The organism is Streptomyces sp. NPDC059355 (genome assembly GCF_042752335.1).
Classification (GTDB): domain Bacteria; phylum Actinomycetota; class Actinomycetes; order Streptomycetales; family Streptomycetaceae; genus Streptomyces.
In genome coordinates, this window is record NZ_JBHYXN010000011.1 from 193,666 (window position 1) to 213,760 (window position 20,095).

Consider the following 20,095-nt stretch of genomic DNA (forward strand, 5'->3'; position numbering starts at 1 on the left):
CACCGGCGGGGGTGTTGCTCCTTGTTACCCATCGGTCAGAATCTACGCGCGTTGTTCACGCCGACAAGGGGAGATGGCATGGCGTTCGACCGTAGGACGTTTCTGGGTACTTCGGCCGCCACGGGTGCGGCCGTCGCGCTGACGGGGGCCGCGGGCACTCCGGCCGCCGCAGCCGAAGCGACCGCGCGGCAGCACACGTACTCGTTCACGGTGATGGGTACGACCGACCTGCACGGAAACGTTTTCAACTGGGACTACTTCACCGACAAGGAGTTCGACGACAAGGCGCACAACGACGTCGGCCTCGCGAAGATCTCGACGCTCGTGAACCAGGTGCGCGCACAGAAGGGGCGCCGCAACACCCTGCTGATCGACGCCGGAGACACGATCCAGGGCACGCAGCTTTCGTACTACTACGCGAAGGTCGACCCGATCACCGCGCGCCGCGGGCCGGTCCACCCGATGGCGCAGGCGATGAACGCGATCGGCTACGACGCGGCCGCGCTCGGGAACCACGAGTTCAACTACGGCATCCCGGTGCTCCGCAAGTTCGAGGAGCAGTGCGACTTCCCGCTGCTCGGGGCGAACGCGCTGGACGCGAAGACGCTGCGCCCGGCCTTCGCGCCGTACAGCATGCACAAGCTGCGCACGCCCTGCGGGCGGGACGTGAAGGTGGCGGTGCTGGGGCTGACGAACCCGGGCATCGCCATCTGGGACAAGGCCAACGTGCAGGGGAAGATGACCTTCCCGGGCCTGGAGGAGCAGGCGGCGAAGTACGTGCCCAGGCTCCGCTCGATGGGCGCCGACGTGGTGATCGTGTCCGCGCACTCCGGTTCGAGCGGCACCTCCTCGTACGGTGACCAGCTGCCGTACATCGAGAACGCGGCGGGTCTGGTGGCGGAGCAGGTGCCGGGGATCGACGCGATCCTGGTGGGGCACGCGCACACGGAGATCCCTGAGTACCGGGTGAAGAACAAGGCGACCGGCAAGGACGTGGTGCTGTCCGAGCCGCTGAAGTGGGGGCAGCGCCTGACGCTGTTCGACTTCGAGCTGACCTGGTCGAAGGGCCGCTGGTCGGTGGCGAAGGTGTCGGCGCAGGTGCTGAACTCCAACACGGCCGCCGAGGACCCCAAAATCACCCGGCTGCTCTCGGACGAGCACCGCAAGGTCGTGGCGTACGTGAACCAGGTGATCGGTACGTCGACGCAGGCGATGTCCTCGGCGGAAGGTCCGGTCAAGGACGTCGCGATCATCGATCTGATCAGCCATGTGCAGGCGGAGACGGTGAAGGGGGCGCTGGCCGGTACGGAGTGGGCGGCGCTGCCGGTGCTGTCGCAGGCGTCGTGCTTCTCCCGGACGGCCGCGATACCGGCCGGGCAGGTGACGATCAAGGATGCGGCGGGCCTGTACCCGTTCGAGAACACCCTTGAGGCACGGCTGCTGACGGGTGCGCAGCTGAAGGACTACCTGGAGTTCTCGGCGCGGTACTACGTGCAGACGGCCGCGGGCGCCCCGGTGGACCCGGCGAAGCTGACGAACGCCGAGAACATCCCGGACTACAACTACGACGCCGTGTACGGGGTGACGTACGACATCGACGTGGCGCAGCCGGCCGGTTCGCGGATCTCGGGGCTGTCGTTCCAGGGCAAGGCGGTGGATCCGGCAGCACGGTTCGTGCTGGCGGTGAACAACTACCGGGCGTCGGGCGGCGGGAACTTCCCGCACGTGCCGCAGGCCAAGCAGCTGTGGGCGAATTCGGAGGAGATCCGCAACACGATCATCCAGTGGGTGAAGGCGAAGGGCACGATCGACCCGGCGCAGTTCGCGTCCGTGGACTGGCGGCTGACCCGCGCCGGGGTTCCGGTGTTCTAGTCCGGTCGCCGGACAGGCCCTGGGTGTGTTGTCCCGGGACGTTGGTGACACGGCCTAGGGGTGTTCGACCAGCGGGAGCAGCTCGACCGTGGGAGCGGGCCGGGTGTGCTCCCGCTGTTCGAGGCCGAAGGTGGTGAAGGCCGTGCGGGCGGGCTGCGGGTAGGGCTCTTTGCCGGTGAGGGTGTTGAGGATGGCGGCGCTGCGCCAGGCGGCGAGGCCGAGGTCGGGGGCTCCGACGCCGTGGCTGTGCCGTTCGCCGTTCTGGACGAAGATGCTGCCGCTGACGCTGGGGTCGAGGATCATGCGGTGGCGCTCGTCGATCCGCGGCCGGCCCGAGGAGTCCTTGCGCAGGTACGGGTCGAGGCCTGCGAGGAGGCCTGTGAGCGGGCGCTCGCGGTAGCCGGTGGCGAGGACGACCGCGTCGGTGGTGAGCCGGGAGCGGGTGCCCTGCTGGGCGTGGTCGAGGTGGAGTTCGACCTTGGTGGTGGCGACGCGGCCGGCGGTGCGGACGCTGACTCCGGGGGTCAGGACCGCGTCGGGCCAGCCCCCGCCCAGGGTGCGCCGGTAGAGCTCCTCGTGGATGGCGGCGATGGTGCCGGCGTCGATGCCCTTGTGGAGCTGCCACTGCGCGGGGACGAGCTGGTCGCGTACGGGCTCGGGCAGGGCGTGGAAGTAGCGGGTGTAGTCGGGCGTGAAGTGTTCGAGGCCGAGCTTCGAGTACTCCATGGGGGCGAAGGAAGGCGTACGGGCGAGCCAGGTCAGGCGCTCGCGGCCGGCGGGGCGGGAGCGGAGCAGGTCGAGGAAGACCTCGGCTCCGGACTGCCCGGATCCGATGACCGTCACGTGCTCGGCGCCGAGGATGCGCTGCCGGTTGTCGAGGTACTCGGCGGAGTGGATGACGGGGACGGTCGGGGCTTCCGCGAGCGGGCGCAGCGGTTCGGGGACGTACGGGGCGGTGCCGATGCCGAGGGCGAGGTTGTGGGTGTAGGTGCGGCCGAGGGCCTCGGCCTCGCCGTCGGTGTCGAGCTGGGTGTAGTCGACTTCGAAGAGGTCGCGTTCGGGGTTCCAGCGGACGGCGTCGACCTGGTGGCCGAAGTGGAGTCCGGGCAGGCGTCCGGCGACCCAGCGGCAGTAGGCGTCGTACTCGGCGCGCTGGATGTGGAACTGCTCGGAGAAGTAGAAGGGGAAGATCCGCTCCTTGTGCCGGAGGTAGTTCAGGAAGGTCCAGGGGCTGGTGGGGTCGGCGAGCGTGACGAGGTCGGCGAGGAAGGGCACTTGGAGGGTGGTGCCGTCGATGAGCAGCCCGGGGTGCCAGCGGAAGTCGTGGCGCTGGTCGTAGAAGGCGGTGGCGAGTTCGCCGGCGCCTTGGTGGGGAAGGCCGTGGGCGAGGGCGGCGAGGGACAGGTTGAAGGGGCCGATGCCGATTCCGACGAGGTCGTGGGGTGCATCGAGCTGGGCGGTCATCGGTGGCTGCTGCCTTCCAGGAGGGTGACGAGGTTGTCCAGGTCCCGCGCGGTGGTGTGGGGGTTGAGCAGGGTGGCTTTGAGCCAGAGGCGGCCGTCGGCGGTGGCGCGGCCGAGTACGGCGTGGCCGCCGAGGAGGAGGGTGCGGCGCAGGGCGGCGAGATCGGTGTCGTCGGTGTGGGTGGGGCGGAAGAGGACGGTGCTGATGGTGGGGGGCGAGTGGAGTTCGAAGCGGGGGTGCGCGTCGAGGAGGCGGGCGAGGTGGTGGGCGAGTTCGCAGGTCCGGTCGATGAGGTGGGCGAGGCCGTCGCGGCCCAGTGAGCGCAGGGTGGCGGCGATCTTGAGGGCGTCGGGGCGGCGGGTGGTGCGCAGGGAGCGGCCGAGGAGGTCGGGGAGGCCGGCTTCGGTGTCGTCGGTGGCGTTGAGGTAGTCGGCCTGGTGGGCGAGGGGGGCCAGCAGGGCGGTGTCGGGGACGGCGAGGAGTCCCGCGGCGACGGGCTGCCAGCCGAGCTTGTGCAGGTCGATGGTGAGGGAGTGGGCTCGGGCCAGGGCTGCGACGCGGGGGCGGTGGCGCGGGCTGAGGGCGAGGAGGCCGCCGTACGCGGCGTCGACGTGGAGGTCGGCCCCGTACTGCCCGCACAGGTCGGCGACGGCTTCGAGCGGGTCGATGAGGCCGGCGTCGGTGGTGCCGGCCGTGGCGGTGACGAGGACGGGCCCGCGGGCGGCGGCGAGGGCCTCGCTCAGGCGGGCCGGGTCGAGGGTGCCGGCGGGGGTGGGCAGGGAGGTGGCGGGGGGCAGGCCGAGGAGCCAGGCGGCGCGGGGGACGGAGTGGTGGGCGTTGGCTCCGTGGAGGACGGTCAGGCCCGGTCCGTGGCGTTCGCGGGCGAGGAGCAGGGCGAGCTGGTTGGCCTCGGTGCCGCCGGTGGTGACGAGTGCGTCGGGGTGGGGGGTGTCGTAGAACTCGGCGGCTAGGGCGCGGGTGAGGAGGGCTTCGATCGCGGAGGCGGCGGGGGCCTGGTCCCAGGAGTCGAGGGAGGGGTTCAGGGCGGAGGCGGCGAGGTCGGCGGCGGCCGCGACGGCGAGGGGCGGCCCGTGGAGGTGGGCGGCGCACAGGGGGTCGGCCGGGTCGGCGGCGCCCGCGGCGAGGATGTGCACGAGGGTCCGCAGCGCCTCGTGGTCGCCGTGGCCCCGTGCGGGGAGTACGTCGCCCAGCGCGGCGGCGACGCGGGCCGCGAGGGCGTCGGGGCCGCCGGCCGGGATCGGCCCGCCGCGCTCCTCGGCTCCGCTGCACAGTGCTTCGAGGACGGTGTCGAGGAGGGGCCGCAGGGCTTCGGCGCCGAGGCGTCCGCCGGCGAGCGGGTGCGCGGGGGGCGGTGCGGGCTGCGGGGGCGGGGTGCCGGGCGGGGCGGTCATGCGGTGTCCTCACGGGAACGGGTCTGCGGCAGGGGGCCGGCCCTGTCGTGGGGTGCCTGGCAGGGGCGCTGCTGCGGTGACAGCTTGGTGGCCCGACCTGTACAACGATCAGACCCGAATGGGGTAACCGCCGGGGTTTGTCCGCTTGTTTGTTTTCCGTCCGGCGGCCGGGGAAGCACCGCGGGATCGGCGTCAGGCGGAGCGGACGCGCAGGGCCCGGGCCAGGTCGTCGAGCTGGTCGACGAGCTTGCGGCGCAGGGCGGGGACGATGGCGGGGTCGTCGATGCCGGCGTGCCCGGCCCGGAGGTTGTCCTCGTCGACGGCGTGGCCGGGGAAGGCGTAGCGGCCCGCGGCCTCGGCGATCGCGGGGCCGCGGCGGGCGCCGAGTTCGACGGCTTCGGCGTAGAAGCGCGGTACGTACTCCCGTACGAGCTCGGCCTGTTCGGGCTGCCAGAAGCCCTGGGCGGTGGCGCTGAAGAGGTAGTTGGAGAGGGAGTCGTCGCGGAAGAGGCGCTCCCAGGCGGCGGCCTTGGCCTCGGCGGTGGGGAGGGCGGCGCGGCAGCGGGCGGCGCCTTCCTCGCCGGTGGCGCTGGGGTCGGCGGCCAGCGCCGCGTCGATCTCGCTCTCCCCGACGGCGCCGAGGACGGACAGCCGGGCGAGGATGCGCCAGCGCAGCTCGGGGTCGAGTTCGGGACCGCCGGGCACGGTGTCGTCCTCGAGCCAGGCGGCGAGGGTGTCGGGCTGGGTGGCGGCGTCGATGAGGGCGCGTACGGCGGCGAGCCGCAGCCCGGGGTCGGAGCCGTCCTCGGTGCGGCGCAGCAGGGCGCGGGCGATGGAGGTGAGGGTGGCGAGGGCCTCGGTGCGCTCCTCGGGGGCGAGGTAGCGGTCGGCGATGTGGAGGCGGGCGAAGGCGAGGACGCCCTGGACGATGGCCAGGTCGGCTTCCTCGGGCAGGTGCGCGTCGGCGGTGGCCAGGTAGGCGGCGGGTGCCAGTTCGCCGTCGCGGACCATGTCGCGCAGGGAGTTCCAGACGACGGCCCGGGTCAGGGGGCCGGGGATGGCGGACAGCTCGCGCAGGGCGGTCTCGACGGAGGTCTCGTCGAGGCGGACCTTGGCGTAGCCGAAGTCTCCGTCGTTGAGGAGGAGGAGGGCCGGGCGGGGGCCGCTGACGGAGACGATCTCGTCGGAGGGGACGTCGAGGGTGAGGAGTTCGCGGGGTACGAGGGTGTTGTCGGGGTCGCGGTCGTAGAGTCCGACGCCGATGTGGTGGGGGCGGGTGCCCTGGCGGTCGACGGTGAGGGTCCAGCCGCCGTGGTTCTCCTCGATGCGCGGGGTGAGGGTGTCGATGCCGGTGGTGCGCAGCCAGACGTCGGCCCAGGCGTGGACGTCGCGGTCGGTGTGCGCGGCGAGGGAGTCGACGAAGTCGGCCAGGGAGGCGTTGGCGAACTTGTGGCGGGTGAAGTGGGTGTTGATGCCCGCGAGGAAGTCCTTCTCGCCGAGCCAGGCGACGAGTTGGCGCAGGGCTGAGGCGCCCTTGGCGTAGGAGATGCCGTCGAAGTTGAGGAGGGCGCTGGCGGTGTCGGGTACGGCGTCGGGGTCGGGGGCCACGGGGTGGGTGGTGGGCCGCTGGTCGGCGTCGTAGCCCCAGGACTTGCGGGTGACGCCGAACTCGGTCCAGGTGCCGGTGAAGCGGGTGGCTTCGGTGAGGGTCTGGTAGCCCATGTACTCGGCGAAGGACTCGTTCAGCCAGATGTCGTCCCACCAGCGCAGGGTGACGAGGTCGCCGAACCACATGTGGGCCATCTCGTGGGCGATGACCATGGCCCGGGTCTGGCGTTCGGTGTCGGTGACGGCGGAGCGGAAGACGAACTCGTCGCGGAAGGTGACCAGGCCCGGGTTCTCCATGGCGCCTGCGTTGAACTCGGGGACGAAGGCCTGGTCGTAGGAGTCGAAAGGGTAGGGCTCGGAGAACTTCTCGTGGTAGCGGTCGTAGCAGTCGGTGGTGATGGAGAGGATTTCCTCGGCGTCGGCGTCGAGGTGGGGGGCGAGGGACCGGCGGCAGTGGATGCCGAAGGGCAGTCCGGCGTGCTCGGTGCGGATGCTGTGCCAGGGGCCGGCGGCCACGGCGGCGAGGTAGGTGGAGATGACGGGGGTGGGGGCGGACTTCCAGATGCCGGCGCCGTCGCCCTCGCGGTCGCCGACGCGCTCGGTGATGCCGTTGGCGAGGACGGTCCAGTGGGCGGGGGCGGTGACGGTGAACTCGAAGACGGCCTTGAGGTCGGGCTGGTCGAAGGCCGGGAAGACGCGCTGGATGTCGTCCATGAACATCTGGGTGTAGACGTACGCCTCACCGTCCGCCGGGTCGGTGAAGCGGTGCAGGCCTTCGCCGGTGCGGGAGTAGCGCATGCGGGTGGCGATGCGCAGTTCGTGGGGGCCTTCGCCGAGGCCGGTGAGGGGGAGGCGGTTGTCTGCGAGGCCGGCGGGGTCGAGGGGGCTGCCGTCGAGTTCTGCGGAGTGCAGTTCGTCCGGTTTCAGCTCCACGAAGGTGTCCGCGGCGGTGCGTGCCGTGAACCGGATGACGGTCGTGGATTCGAAGGTGTCCTCGCCGCCGGTGAGGTCGAGGGTGACGGCGTAGTGCTGGACGTCGATGAGCCGGGCTCGGAGCTGCGCTTCGTTGCGCGTCAGTGCGGACATGGGGCCCATGCTGCCCGAAGGGTGGGCCCCGGTCGTCGGCTCCCCGCCTGCTCCCGGCCTACTCTTCGCCCGCGGCGATGGTCTCGTGGTGGCGGATGACCTCGGCGATGATGAAGTTGAGGAGCTTCTCGGCGAACGCGGGGTCGAGTTTGGCGTTCTCGGCGAGCTGGCGGAGCCGGGCGATCTGGTTGGCCTCGCGGGTCGGATCGGCCGGGGGCAGCTGGTGCTTGGCCTTGAGGTGGCCGACCTGCTGGGTGCACTTGAAGCGCTCGGCGAGCATGTGGACCACGGCCGCGTCGATGTTGTCGATGCTGTCGCGCAGGCGGGCCAGTTCGGCGGCGACGGACTCGTCGACGGCGCCGGGGGTGGCGGTGGCGGCGGCTTCGTCGGGGGCGCTGTTGTTCATGGTTCCCGAGAATACGTGGCGGCGGCCGAGGGCTCCTCGGCCAGTCGGTCCGTGAGACGACACCCTCCACTTGCCAAAGTGGAAAGTACTCGCCACAGTGGAAACAGACTGAGGACGGTCATCCGTGTGCGAGCGAGGGGGAATCATGCAGGAGGCGGCGAAGGCGGTCGGGGCGTTGGGCCGGGCGGCCGGTGCGGAGAAGGCGGCGCGGCGGCGCAGCGGCTGGTACGCGCGGTACCTGGCGGCGTTCGCGGGCGCGCAGCTGGTGCTCGTGCCCATGGCCGTGCTGTGGGTACGAGGGCCGGTCTCCGCGGTGGTGTTCGGGGCGGCCAACGCGCTCCTCGTGACCGCGCTGAGCGTGTACGCGGCGCGGCAGCGCGTGGTGCGCCGGGGGTTCGGTGCGAAGCACGGGGTGCTCGTGGGGAGCTGGGCGGCCGTCTTCGCCCTCACGGTCACGGTCGGCACCGCGGTCTTCGGCCACGGCGCGCCGTTCGCCGCGGTGGGCGCGCTGGCGTGTGCACTGCCGCTCGCCGTCGGCGCCTGGACCGAGACGCGTGGCGCGGCATGACGGACGGGCCGGTTCCGGGCACCGGGGAGGACATGAAGCGGGGCGGCCATCCCCGGCATGACCTCGCGCCGCTGCTGAACGCACCGGTCCGGCTGTCCGTCGTGGCGGCACTGGCGCCGCTGGACAAGGCCGAGTTCGGTTTCGTACGGGACCTGGTCGAGGTCACGGACTCGGCGCTGTCCAAGCAGGTCGCGGCGTTGGAGGAGGCGGGCTGGGTGGCGGTCGGCAAGGGCCGGGTCGGGCGGCGTCCGCGCACCTGGCTCTCGCTGACCCCGGAGGGGCGGGCGGTCTACCAGCGGCATCTGGCCGCGCTGCGGGCCATCGCGCTGGGCTAGGGAGTGTCGTCGAAGTGGCGTCGGCCGCCCGAAAGGGCGGGGTCGGCGGAATCGGCGGGGTCTGGTGCGTGCGATCGCAGGGCGGAGGAGGGAATCGACGCGGTGGGGGCACCTCCCAGCGGTAGCTGGGGGACGTCGGTGACCGACGACGACGCGGCGGGCGTGCGTGCCAGACCCCGCCGGCCAGACGGGACTTCGACGACACGACCTAGAACGGCAGGACGGCGGTGACCTGCCAGCCTCCCTCCGGGGAGGGGCCGGCCGTGAGGGAGCCGCCCAGGGCTTCGGCGCGCTCCGCCATGCCGACGAGGCCGTAGCCGCCGCCCCGGGCGGTCTCGGAGAGGCGGGCCGGGCGGCCCCCGTCGTCGGCGATGCGGACCTCCAGCCCGGCGGGTACGGTCCGCAGCCCGACGCGGACGGCGGTGGCGGTCGCGGCGTGCTTGGCGGTGTTGGTGAGGGCTTCCAGGACGATGCGGTGCGCGGTGGCGGCGACGTCTCCGGGGAGCCGGTCCCCCAGCCCCTCCTCCACGTACAGGGCGACGGGCTGGCCGGTGGCGGAGAACCGGTCGGTGAGGGTTCGGATGTCGGCGAGGCCGGCGACGGGGGCGGTGCCGGGGCGGCCGCCGCCGGGCGGGTGGTCCCCGCTCTCTCGGAGGATCTTGACGAGGCGGCGCATGGAGCCGAGGGCCTCGTCCCCGGCGGTCTCGATGCGGCCGAAGATCTCGGCGGCCCGTTCGGCCGAGACCTGCGTGAAGCGCGCGGCGCGGGCCTCCACCACGATGCCGGTGACGTGGTGGGCGACGAGGTCGTGGAGCTCGCGGGCGAGCTCCAGGCGTTCGGCGGTGCGTACGGCGTCCAGCTCGCGCACGCGCTGGACGGACTGGAGGCGCAGCAGGAGCGAGTACGCGCCGACGACCACGGTCAGGACGGAGAACAGCAGGGTGAACCGGCCGGGGTCGGTGTCGCGGACGGGCACGGCCATGCAGCCGAGGCCGAGGAGCGGGCCGAGGACGGCGGCGGTACGGGCGGGGGCGCGGAGCAGGACCTGGCTGAGCAGGACGAGGAGGGCGATGGCCTCGCCGCCGCCCCAGACGACGAGGGGGTGGTTTCCGAAGATCAGCAGGAGGGTGACGGTCCAGGTGACGGCGGCGGCGAACCAGGCGCGGGCGAGGAGGGGGACGGCGGGCCAGGGCGCCGCGCTGAGGCAGACGAGGATGCCGGAGATCCACAGGGCGGCGTGCGGGAGGCTGGGCTGGCGGGCGAGGACGACGCCCTCGAAGGTGACGAGGGCGAGCAGGACGAGGGAGAGGGTGAGCCGGCCCCCGTCGGCGGCGTGCGGATGGCGCCGGGCCCAGGAGGCGAGCGGGCTCACGTCGGGGGCGTGGCCAGACCTGATTCCCAGGCCCAGGCGGCGACTTCCACGCGGTTGCGTACGTCGAGTTTGGTCTGGACGTTGGCCAGGTGGGTTTTGACCGTGGACAGGGAGACGAACAGCTCCGCGGCGATCTCGGCATTCGTCCGGCCGCGGGCCACGCACCGTACGACGTCCTGTTCGCGTTCCGTCAGGGGCTCGGAGGGGCGCCGGGCGGCGTGGGCGGCGGTGGCCCGGGGGGCCATTTCGCGCAGCAGCCGCACCGTGATGGCGGGCGAGACGAGGGAATCCCCGACGGCTGCCGCGCGGACCGCCTCAACCAGCATCGCGGGGCTGGCGTCTTTCAGGAGGAAGCCCGATGCTCCTCCGTGGAGCGCGGCGTGGACGTACTCGTCGAGGTCGAAGGTGGTGACGATCACGATGCGCGGACCGTCCCGGCCGGCGAGTCGCCGGGTGACTTCGAGGCCGTCGAGCTTCGGCATGCGGATGTCGAGGAGGAGGACGTCCGGCCGGTGTGCGGCGACGGCCGCGAGCGCGGCCTCGCCGTCGGGGGCGTCGGCGACGACCTCGATGTCCGGCTGGCTCTCGAGGATCATCCGGAAGCCGGTCCTGACCATCTCCTGGTCGTCGGCGATGACCACTCTGATCGCCATGTGCTGCCTGCCCCACTGTCGCCCGCTGCCTGTGCCCCTCCATGGGACCGGCGGGTGCGTCGGCCCGCAACCGGGCGGGGCCGGGCCGGCGGGCTGCCGGCCGCGTGCCTCTGCGGCCGACCTTACGGACGTACGGCGGCCGGTGCCTCGTCCTTCCGGCCCGGATCCACTCGGCCGGAAGGACGAAGCGCGGGGCTCAGAGGGTCGCGGCCGCGTTCTTGATGGCCGTGGCGAAGGTGGAGACCTCGGTGTAGACGCCGGGGAAGTTGGGCCGGGCGCAGCCCTCGCCCCAGCTGACTATGCCGACCTGGATCCAGGCGTTGTTGTCGTCGCGGCGGAACATCGGGCCGCCGGAGTCACCCTGACAGGTGTCGACCCCGCCCTGCGGCAGGCCGGCGCAGATCTCGTCGCCGGGGACGAGGTCGCTGCCGTACGAGCTCTGACAGCTCGCGTCGGAGACGAACGGCACGGTGGCCTTCATCAGGTACCGCTGCTGGCCGCCGCCCTCGCGGGTGGCGCCCCAGCCGGCGACGGTGAAGGTGCCGTTGTCGAAGGCCTTGGTGTCGGCGATCTTGAGGGTGGGCAGGTTGATCGGCTTGGCGAGCTTGATGAGGGCCCAGTCCTTGCCCTTGCCGTTGTAGCCGGGGGCCTGGAGGACCTTGGTGGACTTGACCTTGACGGCGCTGGAGCTGTTGAGGTCGACGACTCCGGCGGTCGCGGTGATGGAGGTGTTGTTGCCGGAGCCGCTCACGCAGTGGGCGGCGGTGAGGACGATCTGCTGGGTGTAGAGGGCGCCGCCGCAGCCCATGGAGAGGCGGACCATGAAGGGGAACTCGCCCTGGGCGGCGCGGGTGCCGCCGACCACGGGGGCCTGGGAGGCGTTGGCCGCGCCGGGCTGGAGGCTGGCGGCGGCGAGCGCCACCGCACCGACGGCGAGGGTGCGCTTGAGGAGTGCGGCAAGGGTGGACATGGTCGACACACTGCCTTTCGTGGGGGGTTGGGCCGTGCGCGTCATCGGGTGAATGACACGTACATGTCACACCCACCGCTCACCGGACATCAAGAACGCGTTTTCGGACAACCTGCCCGGCGGTGCGCGGCGCGGAGGTCGGCATGAAGCGGAACGGTCGCCGCACCAGTCCCGTCGAGCACGGATTTCCGCACCTCGACACCGTCCGCGCCGCGATCACCGCCCTGTTCCGGCGGCTCTCGTACGAGGGGATCCGGACCTACGACACGAGCTTCTCCCCCGCCGACGCCGCCTTCACGGCCGACGAGGACCTCCACCTCGGCGCACACCGGGTGGCCTCCGCCATCGTGCGCGCGCTGCGCCTGCCCGACGCCCGGATGGTGGTCTGCTTCCGGACGATGGACCAGGCCGCCACCGTCGAACTGACCTCGGGGCCCGAGTACTTCATCGAGGCCAACGACCGCTTCCGCACCCACCGCCGCGACCTGGCGGCCGCCCTCGCGCACGAGGTCACGCACGTCTTGCTGCACCGCTTGGACCTGCGGTTCCCGGCCACCGCCGACAACGAGATCCTCACCGACACCGCCGCCGCCTACCTCGGGACGGGCTGGCTGCTCCTCGACGCCTACCGCGAGGACGAGCTGACCCACCAGAAGCTCGGCTACCTCACTCCCGAGGAGTTCGGCTACGTCCTCGCCCGGCGCGCCCTGCTGCTCGGCGAGGACCTGTCCGCCTGGTTCACCAGCCCGCAGGCGTACGAGGCGTACGTGCGCGGCCGCGCGCTCGCCGAGCGGGAGCTGCGCCGGGCCCCCCTGGCGGCCGCGGACCGGGGCGAGCGGCGCCGCTACGCCCGGGACCGGCGGGCGGGAGCGGCCGCGCCGGGGGCCTCGTACCGCTTCGAGCCGGACCCGGCGGGAGGTGTGCGGGTGAGCTTCCCGTGCCCGGTGTGCGGGCAGCGGCTTCGGCTGCCGGTGCGCGGGCCGGTGCGCGCCCGGTGCGGGCTGTGCCGCACCGTGCTGGACTGCGACACCTGACCCGGGGGCGGGCCGGGCCAGGCCCGGGGCGGGGCCGGGCCAACGCGGCGCGGACGGGAGACAAGTTGTCCGGCTGAGAGCGGTTCAAAGCGCGGTCGGCGTGGGTAGTCATATCCCATCGCACGAGTGAAGGGTCCGGCCCCGACCCCCCCGCCAGGGGGCCGGGGCCGTTCCTGCGTCGGGCCGCTCACGACGGAGGAGCGGAGCCCGGTCCGGGCCGACCCGGTCACCAGTCGCAGGGCGCCGTCAGGTCCTCGACGGAGTCGGCCAGTTCGGCGGGCCGGGCGGGCCAGCCGGTGCGGTGCCAGTGGGCGATGCGCCAGGCCAGGCGGCGCGGCCACACCGGGGTCCGCGGCAGGTCCGCGACGGGAATCCAGACCGGGATGCCGCCGTAGGTGTCGAGGGTTTCGGGCGGGCCGAGTCCGCCTTCGGCGTCGAGCGTGAAGTAGTGCTCGCGGCGGCCGGCCTTCCAGATCCGGGCGACCTCGGCGACGACCGCGCCGGCCAGGCCGGACTCCTCGCGCAACTCCCGTACGGCGGCGGCCTGCGGGCTCTCGCCGGCCTCGACGCCGCCGCCGGGGATCTCGTAGTACGCCTCGTCGGTGAAGTGGATCAGCAGGATCCGCCCGTCACGGATGACGATCGCGCCGGCGCGGACCCGTACGGGCTCGCGGGCCGAGGGGTCCTCGAACGCCACCCACGGGGGCGGGGCGCCCTGGGTCCAGCCGCGCAGCACCGCCTCGGCGGAGCCGACGGGACGGATCCGGGCGTGCAGGGCCTCGGCGAGCGGCAGGGCGGTGGCGCCGGCCGCCGTGTCCGCCGCCGCCGCGTCCGCCGCCCCGTCCGCCGCATCCACCACATCCGCCGCGTCCGCCCCTGGGAGCACGTAGTAGACGCCCCCCCGCGTCCTGGCCCGGCGTCAGATGCAGCCCGTCCGCCTCGATCCGCACGCGAACGGCGCGGGGGTCACTGTCCACCGCCGAAGCGTACGCACGCCCCCGAGCCCGCGACCACCCCTGCGACCACCCCCGCGACCGGCTACTCCGCCCCGTAGACCGGGTGCGGGGGCTCGGATTCGGCGAGGAGCTTCGTCGCCGCCTCCCCCGCCTCCGTCGGGGTCCAGCGGGCTCCGCGGTCCGCCGTCGGGCCGGGGCGCCAGCCCTCCATCACCGTGATCCGGCCCCCCTCCGCCTCGAAGACCCTGCCCGTGACCCCCGCCGAGGCGTCCGAGCCCAGCCACACCACCAGCGGGGACACGTTCTCCGGGGCCATCGCGTCGAAGGCGCCCTCCCCCGGCCGCGCCATGCTCTCCGCGAACGCCTGCTCCGTCATCCGGGTCCGCGCCGCCGGGGCGATCGCGTTGACCTGGACCCCGTACCGGCCCATCTCCGCCGCCGCGACCAGCGTCATGCCGAGGATGCCGGCCTTCGCCGCGCTGTAGTTGCCTTGGCCGACCGAGCCCAGCAGGCCCGCCCCCGACGAGGTGTTGACCACCCGCGCCGCCACCGTCCGCCCGGCCTTGGCCTCCGCCCGCCAGTGCGCCGCCGCGTACTTCAGCGGCAGGAAGTGCCCCTTGAGGTGCACCCGCATCACCGCGTCCCAGTCCGCCTCCTCCAGGTTCACCAGCATCCGGTCCCGCAGGAACCCGGCGTTGTTGACCAGCGTGTCCAGCCGGCCGAACGCCGACAGGGCGGCCCCGACCAGGGAGGACGCGCCCTCCGGGGAGGCGATGTCCTTACCGTGCGCCACGGCCTGGCCGCCGTGCGCCCGGATCTCCGCGACCACCTGCCCGGCCGGGCTGTCCTCCCCCGGCTGGCCGTCCAGGCCCACCCCGAGGTCGTTGACCACGACCTTGGCCCCCTCGGCCGCGAACGCCAGCGCGTGGGCCCTGCCCAGCCCGCGCCCCGCGCCCGTCACGATGACCACTCGACCCTCGGCAAGTCCCATCTCAGCTCTCCTTGTTGACCGTTGCCGCATCCAGAAATGCCGGGCGCTCCCCGCCCCCGTGCACGAGCAGGCTCGCCCCGCTCACATACCCCGCACGACCCGAGGCGAGAAACACCGCCGCCGCCCCGACGTCCGAAGGTTCCGCCAGCCTGCCCAGCGGAACCGTCGCGCCCACGGCCGCGATCCCGGCCTCGTCCCCGTAGTGCAGATGCGAGAGCTCGGTCCGCACCATGCCCAGGACCAGCGAGTTCACCCGTACCTCGGGGGCCCACTCGACGGCCATGGACCGGGCCAGGTTCTCCAGCCCCGCCTTCGCCGCCCCGTACGCCGCCGTTCCGGGCGATGGCCGGGTCCCGCTGACGCTGCCGACCATCACCACCGAGCCGCGCGCCTCGCGCAGCCGCGGGTACGCCGCCAGCGAGGCCGTCATCGGCGCGAGCAGGTTCAGCTCGACGACCCGTGCGTGCCGCTGCGCCTCGCCCTCCCCCAGCAGCCGGTACGGGGTCCCGCCCGCGTTGTTCACCAGGCAGTCGAGCTGCCCGTACCGGCGCTCGACCGACCCGAAGAACTCCTCGACGGCGGCCGGATCGCGCAGGTCCAGCGCGGCGAACGAGGCCGTACGGCCACCCGCCGCGACCGGCTCCCCGGGTGGGCGGCGGGCGCACACCACGACCTCCGCGCCCGCTTCGAGGAACGACCGGGCGATGCCGGCGCCGACGCCGCGGGTTCCGCCGGTGACGACGACAACCCTCCCGTCGAGCTCCATAGGCTGCTACCTTCCTCGCCTAACAAATGTTTGGTGGAAAGGTAGCTGATCCTGTCATGGGTGTCTCCACCTCAAGCCCCGACAAGGGCGTCGCACTGGTCACCGTCGACTTCCCGCCCGTCAACGCCCTTCCCGTACGGGGCTGGTACGAACTCGCCGACGCCCTGCGCGCCGCCGGCCGCGACCCCGGGACCCGGTGCGTCGTCCTGGCCGCCGAGGGCCGCGGCTTCAACGCCGGCGTCGACATCAAGGAGATGCAGCGCGACACCGGCCACGGCGCCCTCATCGGCGCCAACCGCGGCTGCTACGAGGCCTTCGCCGCCGTGTACGAGTGCGAGGTGCCCGTCGTCGCGGCCGTGCACGGGTTCTGCCTGGGCGGCGGCATCGGCCTCGTCGGCAACGCCGATGCGATCGTGGCCAGCGAGGACGCGACCTTCGGGCTCCCCGAGCTCGACCGGGGCGCGCTGGGAGCCGCCACCCACCTGGCCCGGCTCGTCCCGCAGCACCTGATGCGCGCCCTCTACTACACCTCCCGCACGGCGACCGCCGCCGAACTGCACGCGCACGGCTCGGTGTGGAAGGTGGTGCCGCGCGCGGAGCTGCGGGACGCGGCCCTGGGGCTGGCCGCCGAGATCGCGCGCAAGGACGGCTGCCTGATCCGGCTGGCCAAGGCGGCCATCAACGGCATCGACCCCGTCGACGTGCGGCGCAGCTACCGCTTCGAGCAGGGGTTCACCTTCGAGGCCAATCTCAGCGGGGTCGCCGACCGGGTCCGCGACACGTTCGGAGAATCCGCGGAAGGCTCTGCGGCGGGAGCGACCGCGGGAAGGGAGCGTTCATGACCGACAAGACGATGACCCCCGAAGAGGTGGTCGGGCAGCTGCGCAGCGGGATGACCGTCGGCATCGGCGGCTGGGGGTCGCGGCGCAAGCCCATGGCCCTGGTGCGTGCACTGCTCCGTTCCGAGATCACCGATCTCACCGTGGTCTCGTACGGCGGCCCCGACGTCGGCGTCCTCGCGGCCGCCGGCCGGATCCGCCGGCTGATCGCCCCCTTCGCCACCCTCGACTCGATCCCGCTGGAGCCGCACTTCCGGGCCGCCCGCGAGAGCGGCGCCCTCACCCTCACCGAGTACGACGAGGCCATGTTCATGTGGGGCCTGCACGCCGCCGCCAACCGGCTCCCCTTCCTCCCCGTCCGCGCCGGCCTCGGCTCCGACGTCATGCGGGTCAACCCCGAGCTGCGGACCGTCACCTCCCCCTACGCCGACGGCGAGGAGCTCGTCGCCGTCCCCGCCCTGCGCCTGGACGCCGCCCTCGTCCACCTGAACCGGGCCGACCGCCTCGGCAACGCCCAGTACCTGGGCCCGGACCCGTACTTCGACGACCTGTTCTGCGAGGCCGCCGACGCCGCGTACGTCTCCTGCGAGCAGCTCGTGGAGACCGCCGAGCTCTCCAAGGCCGGGCCCCCGCAGTCCCTGCTGGTCAGCCGGCACTCCGTCACGGGCGTCGTGGAGACCCCGAACGGCGCGCACTTCACCTCCTGCGCCCCCGACTACGGGCGCGACGAGGCCTTCCAGAAGCTGTACGCGGCCACCTCCTGGCCGGAGTTCTCCGCCCGCTTCCTCTCCGGCGGCAGCGAGCACGCCTACCAGTCGGCCGTCCGGACCTGGCACGAGGAGCAGCGGTGAGCGCATCGAGCACAGTGGGCACGGGCACGGCCACGGGCACGGCCACGGGCGTCTCCCGGGCGGAGTACTGCGTGATCGCCTGCGCCGAGGCCTGGCGCGACAACGGGGAGGTGCTCGCCAGCCCGATGGGCCTGATCCCGTCCTTCGGGGCCCGGCTGGCGAAGCGGACCTTCTCCCCCGACCTCCTGCTGACCGACGGCGAAGCGCTGCTCGTCGGTCCGGACGGGGAGACGGAGGGCTGGCTCCCGTACCGGCGCCACCTCACGATGGTCACCGGAGGACGGCGGCACGTGATGATGGGCGCCAGCCAGATCGACCGGTTCGGCAACCAGAACATCTCCTGCATCGGCGACTGGGCCCGGCCGGCCCGCCAGCTCCTCGGGGTGCGCGGAGCGCCCGTCAACACGCTCAACAATCCGGTCAGTTACTGGATCCCCAGGCATTCGCCGCGGGTGTTCGTCGAGCGGGTCGACATGGTGAGCGGGGTGGGGTACGACCGGGCCGAGGCGGCCGGCGTGACCCGTTTCCACCGGCTCCCCCGGGTGGTCAGCGATCTCGGCGTCTTCGATTTCACCGGCCCGGACCACTCGATGCGCCTGGCCTGCGTCCATCCCGGCGTCACCGTCGAACAGGTCCGGGCGGCCACCGGGTTCGCGCTCGCGGTCACCGGCGAGGTCCCGTACACACGGGAGCCGACCGCCGAGGAGCTGCGGCTGATCCGCGAGGTGATCGACCCGAAGGGGCTGCGCGACCGGGAAGTGCGGGCCTGAGGCGATGAAGACGGCATTCACCGAGCTGGTCGGGGTCGAGCATCCGATCGTGCAGACGGGCATGGGCTGGGTCGCGGGCCCGCGCCTGGTGTCGGGGGCGGCCGACGCGGGCGCGCTCGGCATCCTGGCCTCGGCCACGATGACCGTGGACGAGCTGCGCGCGGCGGTCCGCGAGGTCAGGTCCCGTACGGACGCCCCGTTCGGGGTGAACCTGCGCGCGGACGCGGGGGACGCCGCCGAGCGGGTCCGGCTGATCATCGACGAGGGCGTACGGGTGGCCTCCTTCGCGCTCGCCCCGTCGAAGGAGCTGATCGCCCGGCTCAAGGACGCGGGCGTGGTGGTGATCCCCTCGATCGGGGCGCGCCGGCACGCCGAGAAGGTCGCGGCCTGGGGCGCCGACGCGGTGATCGTGCAGGGCGGCGAGGGCGGCGGGCACACCGGGGACGTGGCCACGACGGTGCTGCTGCCCCAGGTGGTCGACGCGGTGGACATCCCGGTGGTCGCGGCGGGCGGCTTCCACGACGGCCGCGGCCTGGTCGCCGCCCTGTCGTACGGGGCCGCGGGCATCGCCATGGGCACCCGCTTCCTGCTGACGTCGGACTCCACCGTCCCCGACGCGGTCAAGGCCCGCTACCTGGCCGCCGGGGTCAAGGACGTCACCGTCACGACGGCCGTGGACGGGCTGCCGCACCGGATGCTCCGGACCGAGCTCGTCGCCTCCCTGGAGCGGGCGGGCCGTACCCGGGCCCTGGCGCGGGCGGTCCGGCACGCGGCCGCCTTCCGCAGGCTCTCGGGGCTGTCCTGGCCGGCGATGGTGCGCGACGGCCTGGCGATGAAGCACGGCAAGGACCTGTCCTGGAGCCAGGTCCTGCTCGCCGCGAACACCCCCATGCTCCTCAAGGCGTCCATGGTCGAGGGCCGTACGGACCTCGGAGTCATGGCATCGGGCCAGGTCGCGGGGGTGATCGACGATCTCCCGTCCTGTGCGGAGCTCATCGCCCGCGTCATGGCCGAGGCACACGGTGTGCTCGCACACCTGCAGTCGCTCGACGCCCTGCCACCACCAGGGTGACCCTCCTTCTCCGTTGCAGGAGCAGCCAGATGAGCCGTGCCCGAATCCGCCTGGCGATCGCGGTGCTCGCGTCCGCCCTCGCCATCGGGACCCTGCCGGCCGCCGCACACGCCGCGCCGGCGCACAGCGCCACCGCCCCCGCCACCACCGCCGGCCGCTACCACCAGCGGGCGGAAACGATTCGCCAGATCCCCCTCCAGGGCGCGGTCAACGTCCGCGACCTGGGCGGCTACCGGACCTGGACCGGCGGCCAGGTCCGCCAGGGCCTGGTCTACCGCTCCGACGCGCTCGGCAAGCTCACCCCGGCGGACGTCACCGCCCTCTCCGGTCTCGGACTGAGGAAGGTCGTCGACTTCCGCATCCCCATGGAGCTCCGGTACGACGGTGCCGACCGGCTGCCCGCCGGGCTCACCGCCACCTCCCGCCCCGTCAGCGACCTCGGCCTGTACGGGACCCTCCTCGGCGCGATATCCAGCGGCGATCCCGCCACGCAGGAGCAGATGCTCGGCGGCGGCCGCGCCGAGTCCTACATGCGCGACATCTACCGCACCTTCGTGACCAGCCCCGAGAACCGGGCGCAGTTCGCGACGACGCTGCGGGAGATCGCGGACGGCGGGCAGGGCCCGCTCCTGTACCACTGCACCTCGGGCAAGGACCGGACCGGCTGGATGAGTTACGTCCTGCTGCGCGCCCTGGCCGTCCCGGAGTCCACGGCCACCCGCGACTACCTCGCGTCGAACACCTTCCGGGCCGCGTACGACGCCCAGGTGCGGGCGGGTCTGAAGCAGTCCGGGCGGATGCAGGACCCGGACCTGCTGATCCCGCTCCAGGAGGTCCGCCAGGACTACCTGGACGCGGCCACCGCGCAGATGGCGGCGGACTACGGCGGCTTCCACGGCTACCTCACGGACGGCCTCGGCCTGGACCTGCGGACGCTCGCGAAGCTCCAGACGAAACTGGTCCGCCAGGGGGTGTCCGCACAGTAGCGCCGGCCGCCCGGACAGCAGAACGCCGGGCAGCGCACCTCGCGCTGCCCGGCGTACGGGACTACTCGTCGATCCGCGTCGATC

General features: G+C 73.0%; 19 protein-coding genes. 9 read left to right on the plus strand and 10 right to left on the minus strand.

Annotated elements, in window-relative coordinates; translation table 11 throughout:
- Nucleotides 1-78 precede the first annotated feature (78 nt).
- Nucleotides 79-1,872 (plus strand): bifunctional metallophosphatase/5'-nucleotidase, encoded by a 1,794-nt coding sequence (locus ACFXGI_RS14005; RefSeq protein WP_384705716.1) that lies wholly within the window; start codon nucleotides 79-81, stop codon nucleotides 1,870-1,872.
- Nucleotides 1,873-1,926: 54 nt separating this feature from the next.
- On the opposite strand, the gene ACFXGI_RS14010 is transcribed toward ACFXGI_RS14005, so the two are convergent.
- The 4 genes from ACFXGI_RS14010 to ACFXGI_RS14025 all read right to left on the minus strand — a co-directional run bounded on the left by ACFXGI_RS14010 (nucleotide 1,927) and on the right by ACFXGI_RS14025 (nucleotide 7,848).
- Nucleotides 1,927-3,336, minus strand: coding sequence for a lysine N(6)-hydroxylase/L-ornithine N(5)-oxygenase family protein (locus tag ACFXGI_RS14010; RefSeq protein WP_384705718.1), 1,410 nt, complete (start codon nucleotides 3,334-3,336; stop codon nucleotides 1,927-1,929).
- Nucleotides 3,333-4,748 (minus strand): pyridoxal phosphate-dependent decarboxylase family protein, encoded by a 1,416-nt coding sequence (locus ACFXGI_RS14015; RefSeq protein ID WP_384705720.1) that lies wholly within the window; start codon nucleotides 4,746-4,748, stop codon nucleotides 3,333-3,335. The genes ACFXGI_RS14010 and ACFXGI_RS14015 overlap by 4 nt, the downstream gene beginning before the upstream one ends.
- Before the next feature lie 192 nt (nucleotides 4,749-4,940).
- Nucleotides 4,941-7,442 (minus strand): aminopeptidase N, encoded by a 2,502-nt coding sequence (gene pepN / locus ACFXGI_RS14020; protein ID WP_384705722.1) that lies wholly within the window; start codon nucleotides 7,440-7,442, stop codon nucleotides 4,941-4,943.
- A 58-nt stretch (nucleotides 7,443-7,500) separates the two neighbouring features.
- Nucleotides 7,501-7,848, minus strand: a complete 348-nt coding sequence (locus ACFXGI_RS14025; RefSeq protein WP_384705724.1) for a chorismate mutase — start codon at nucleotides 7,846-7,848, stop codon at nucleotides 7,501-7,503.
- Nucleotides 7,849-7,993: 145 nt separating this feature from the next.
- On the opposite strand from ACFXGI_RS14025, the gene ACFXGI_RS14030 reads away from it, so the two are divergent.
- Both ACFXGI_RS14030 and ACFXGI_RS14035 read left to right on the plus strand, forming a co-directional pair.
- On the plus strand, nucleotides 7,994-8,416 hold the full coding sequence (locus tag ACFXGI_RS14030) for a hypothetical protein (RefSeq protein WP_384705726.1): 423 nt from the start codon (nucleotides 7,994-7,996) through the stop codon (nucleotides 8,414-8,416).
- Nucleotides 8,413-8,751, plus strand: a complete 339-nt coding sequence (locus ACFXGI_RS14035; RefSeq protein ID WP_384705728.1) for a winged helix-turn-helix domain-containing protein — start codon at nucleotides 8,413-8,415, stop codon at nucleotides 8,749-8,751. The genes ACFXGI_RS14030 and ACFXGI_RS14035 overlap by 4 nt, the downstream gene beginning before the upstream one ends.
- A 208-nt stretch (nucleotides 8,752-8,959) precedes the next feature.
- On the opposite strand, the gene ACFXGI_RS14040 is transcribed toward ACFXGI_RS14035, so the two are convergent.
- The 3 genes from ACFXGI_RS14040 to ACFXGI_RS14050 form a co-directional block, all read right to left on the minus strand.
- Nucleotides 8,960-10,123 carry a sensor histidine kinase gene (locus tag ACFXGI_RS14040; RefSeq protein ID WP_384705730.1) on the minus strand — a complete coding sequence of 388 codons (1,164 nt, stop codon included), beginning with the start codon at nucleotides 10,121-10,123 and terminating at the stop codon, nucleotides 8,960-8,962.
- Nucleotides 10,120-10,776, minus strand: a complete 657-nt coding sequence (locus ACFXGI_RS14045) for a response regulator (RefSeq protein ID WP_384705733.1) — start codon at nucleotides 10,774-10,776, stop codon at nucleotides 10,120-10,122. The genes ACFXGI_RS14040 and ACFXGI_RS14045 overlap by 4 nt, the downstream gene beginning before the upstream one ends.
- A gap of 196 nt (nucleotides 10,777-10,972) precedes the next feature.
- Entirely contained in the window at nucleotides 10,973-11,746 is a 774-nt protein-coding gene (locus tag ACFXGI_RS14050; RefSeq protein ID WP_384705735.1) for a serine protease, read from the minus strand.
- Between the two features lie 143 nt (nucleotides 11,747-11,889).
- Here ACFXGI_RS14050 and ACFXGI_RS14055 point away from each other — a divergent pair, with 143 nt between their 5' ends.
- Entirely contained in the window at nucleotides 11,890-12,780 is an 891-nt protein-coding gene (locus tag ACFXGI_RS14055; RefSeq protein WP_384705737.1) for a hypothetical protein, read from the plus strand.
- A gap of 226 nt (nucleotides 12,781-13,006) precedes the next feature.
- On the opposite strand, the gene ACFXGI_RS14060 is transcribed toward ACFXGI_RS14055, so the two are convergent.
- The 3 genes from ACFXGI_RS14060 to ACFXGI_RS14070 form a co-directional block, all read right to left on the minus strand.
- Nucleotides 13,007-13,666 (minus strand): NUDIX domain-containing protein, encoded by a 660-nt coding sequence (locus ACFXGI_RS14060; protein ID WP_384705739.1) that lies wholly within the window; start codon nucleotides 13,664-13,666, stop codon nucleotides 13,007-13,009.
- Between the two features lie 152 nt (nucleotides 13,667-13,818).
- Entirely contained in the window at nucleotides 13,819-14,727 is a 909-nt protein-coding gene (locus ACFXGI_RS14065; protein WP_384705741.1) for an SDR family oxidoreductase, read from the minus strand.
- A 1-nt stretch (nucleotide 14,728) separates the two neighbouring features.
- Complete coding sequence (locus ACFXGI_RS14070) at nucleotides 14,729-15,493, minus strand: SDR family oxidoreductase (RefSeq protein ID WP_384705743.1); 765 nt, start codon at nucleotides 15,491-15,493, stop codon at nucleotides 14,729-14,731.
- Between the two features lie 56 nt (nucleotides 15,494-15,549).
- Between ACFXGI_RS14070 and ACFXGI_RS14075 the strand changes: the two genes are divergently transcribed.
- From ACFXGI_RS14075 to ACFXGI_RS14095, 5 genes are read left to right on the plus strand one after another with little or no spacing between them, the layout of a single operon-like run.
- Nucleotides 15,550-16,335, plus strand: coding sequence for an enoyl-CoA hydratase family protein (locus ACFXGI_RS14075; RefSeq protein ID WP_384705745.1), 786 nt, complete (start codon nucleotides 15,550-15,552; stop codon nucleotides 16,333-16,335).
- Nucleotides 16,332-17,183, plus strand: coding sequence for a CoA transferase subunit A (locus ACFXGI_RS14080; protein ID WP_384705747.1), 852 nt, complete (start codon nucleotides 16,332-16,334; stop codon nucleotides 17,181-17,183). Before ACFXGI_RS14075 ends, ACFXGI_RS14080 begins: the two co-directional genes overlap by 4 nt.
- Complete coding sequence (locus ACFXGI_RS14085) at nucleotides 17,180-17,953, plus strand: CoA-transferase subunit beta (RefSeq protein ID WP_384705749.1); 774 nt, start codon at nucleotides 17,180-17,182, stop codon at nucleotides 17,951-17,953. Before ACFXGI_RS14080 ends, ACFXGI_RS14085 begins: the two co-directional genes overlap by 4 nt.
- Before the next feature lie 4 nt (nucleotides 17,954-17,957).
- Complete coding sequence (locus ACFXGI_RS14090) at nucleotides 17,958-19,025, plus strand: NAD(P)H-dependent flavin oxidoreductase (protein ID WP_384705751.1); 1,068 nt, start codon at nucleotides 17,958-17,960, stop codon at nucleotides 19,023-19,025.
- A gap of 29 nt (nucleotides 19,026-19,054) precedes the next feature.
- On the plus strand, nucleotides 19,055-20,011 hold the full coding sequence (locus ACFXGI_RS14095) for a tyrosine-protein phosphatase (protein ID WP_384705753.1): 957 nt from the start codon (nucleotides 19,055-19,057) through the stop codon (nucleotides 20,009-20,011).
- Nucleotides 20,012-20,095: the final 84 nt, after the last annotated feature.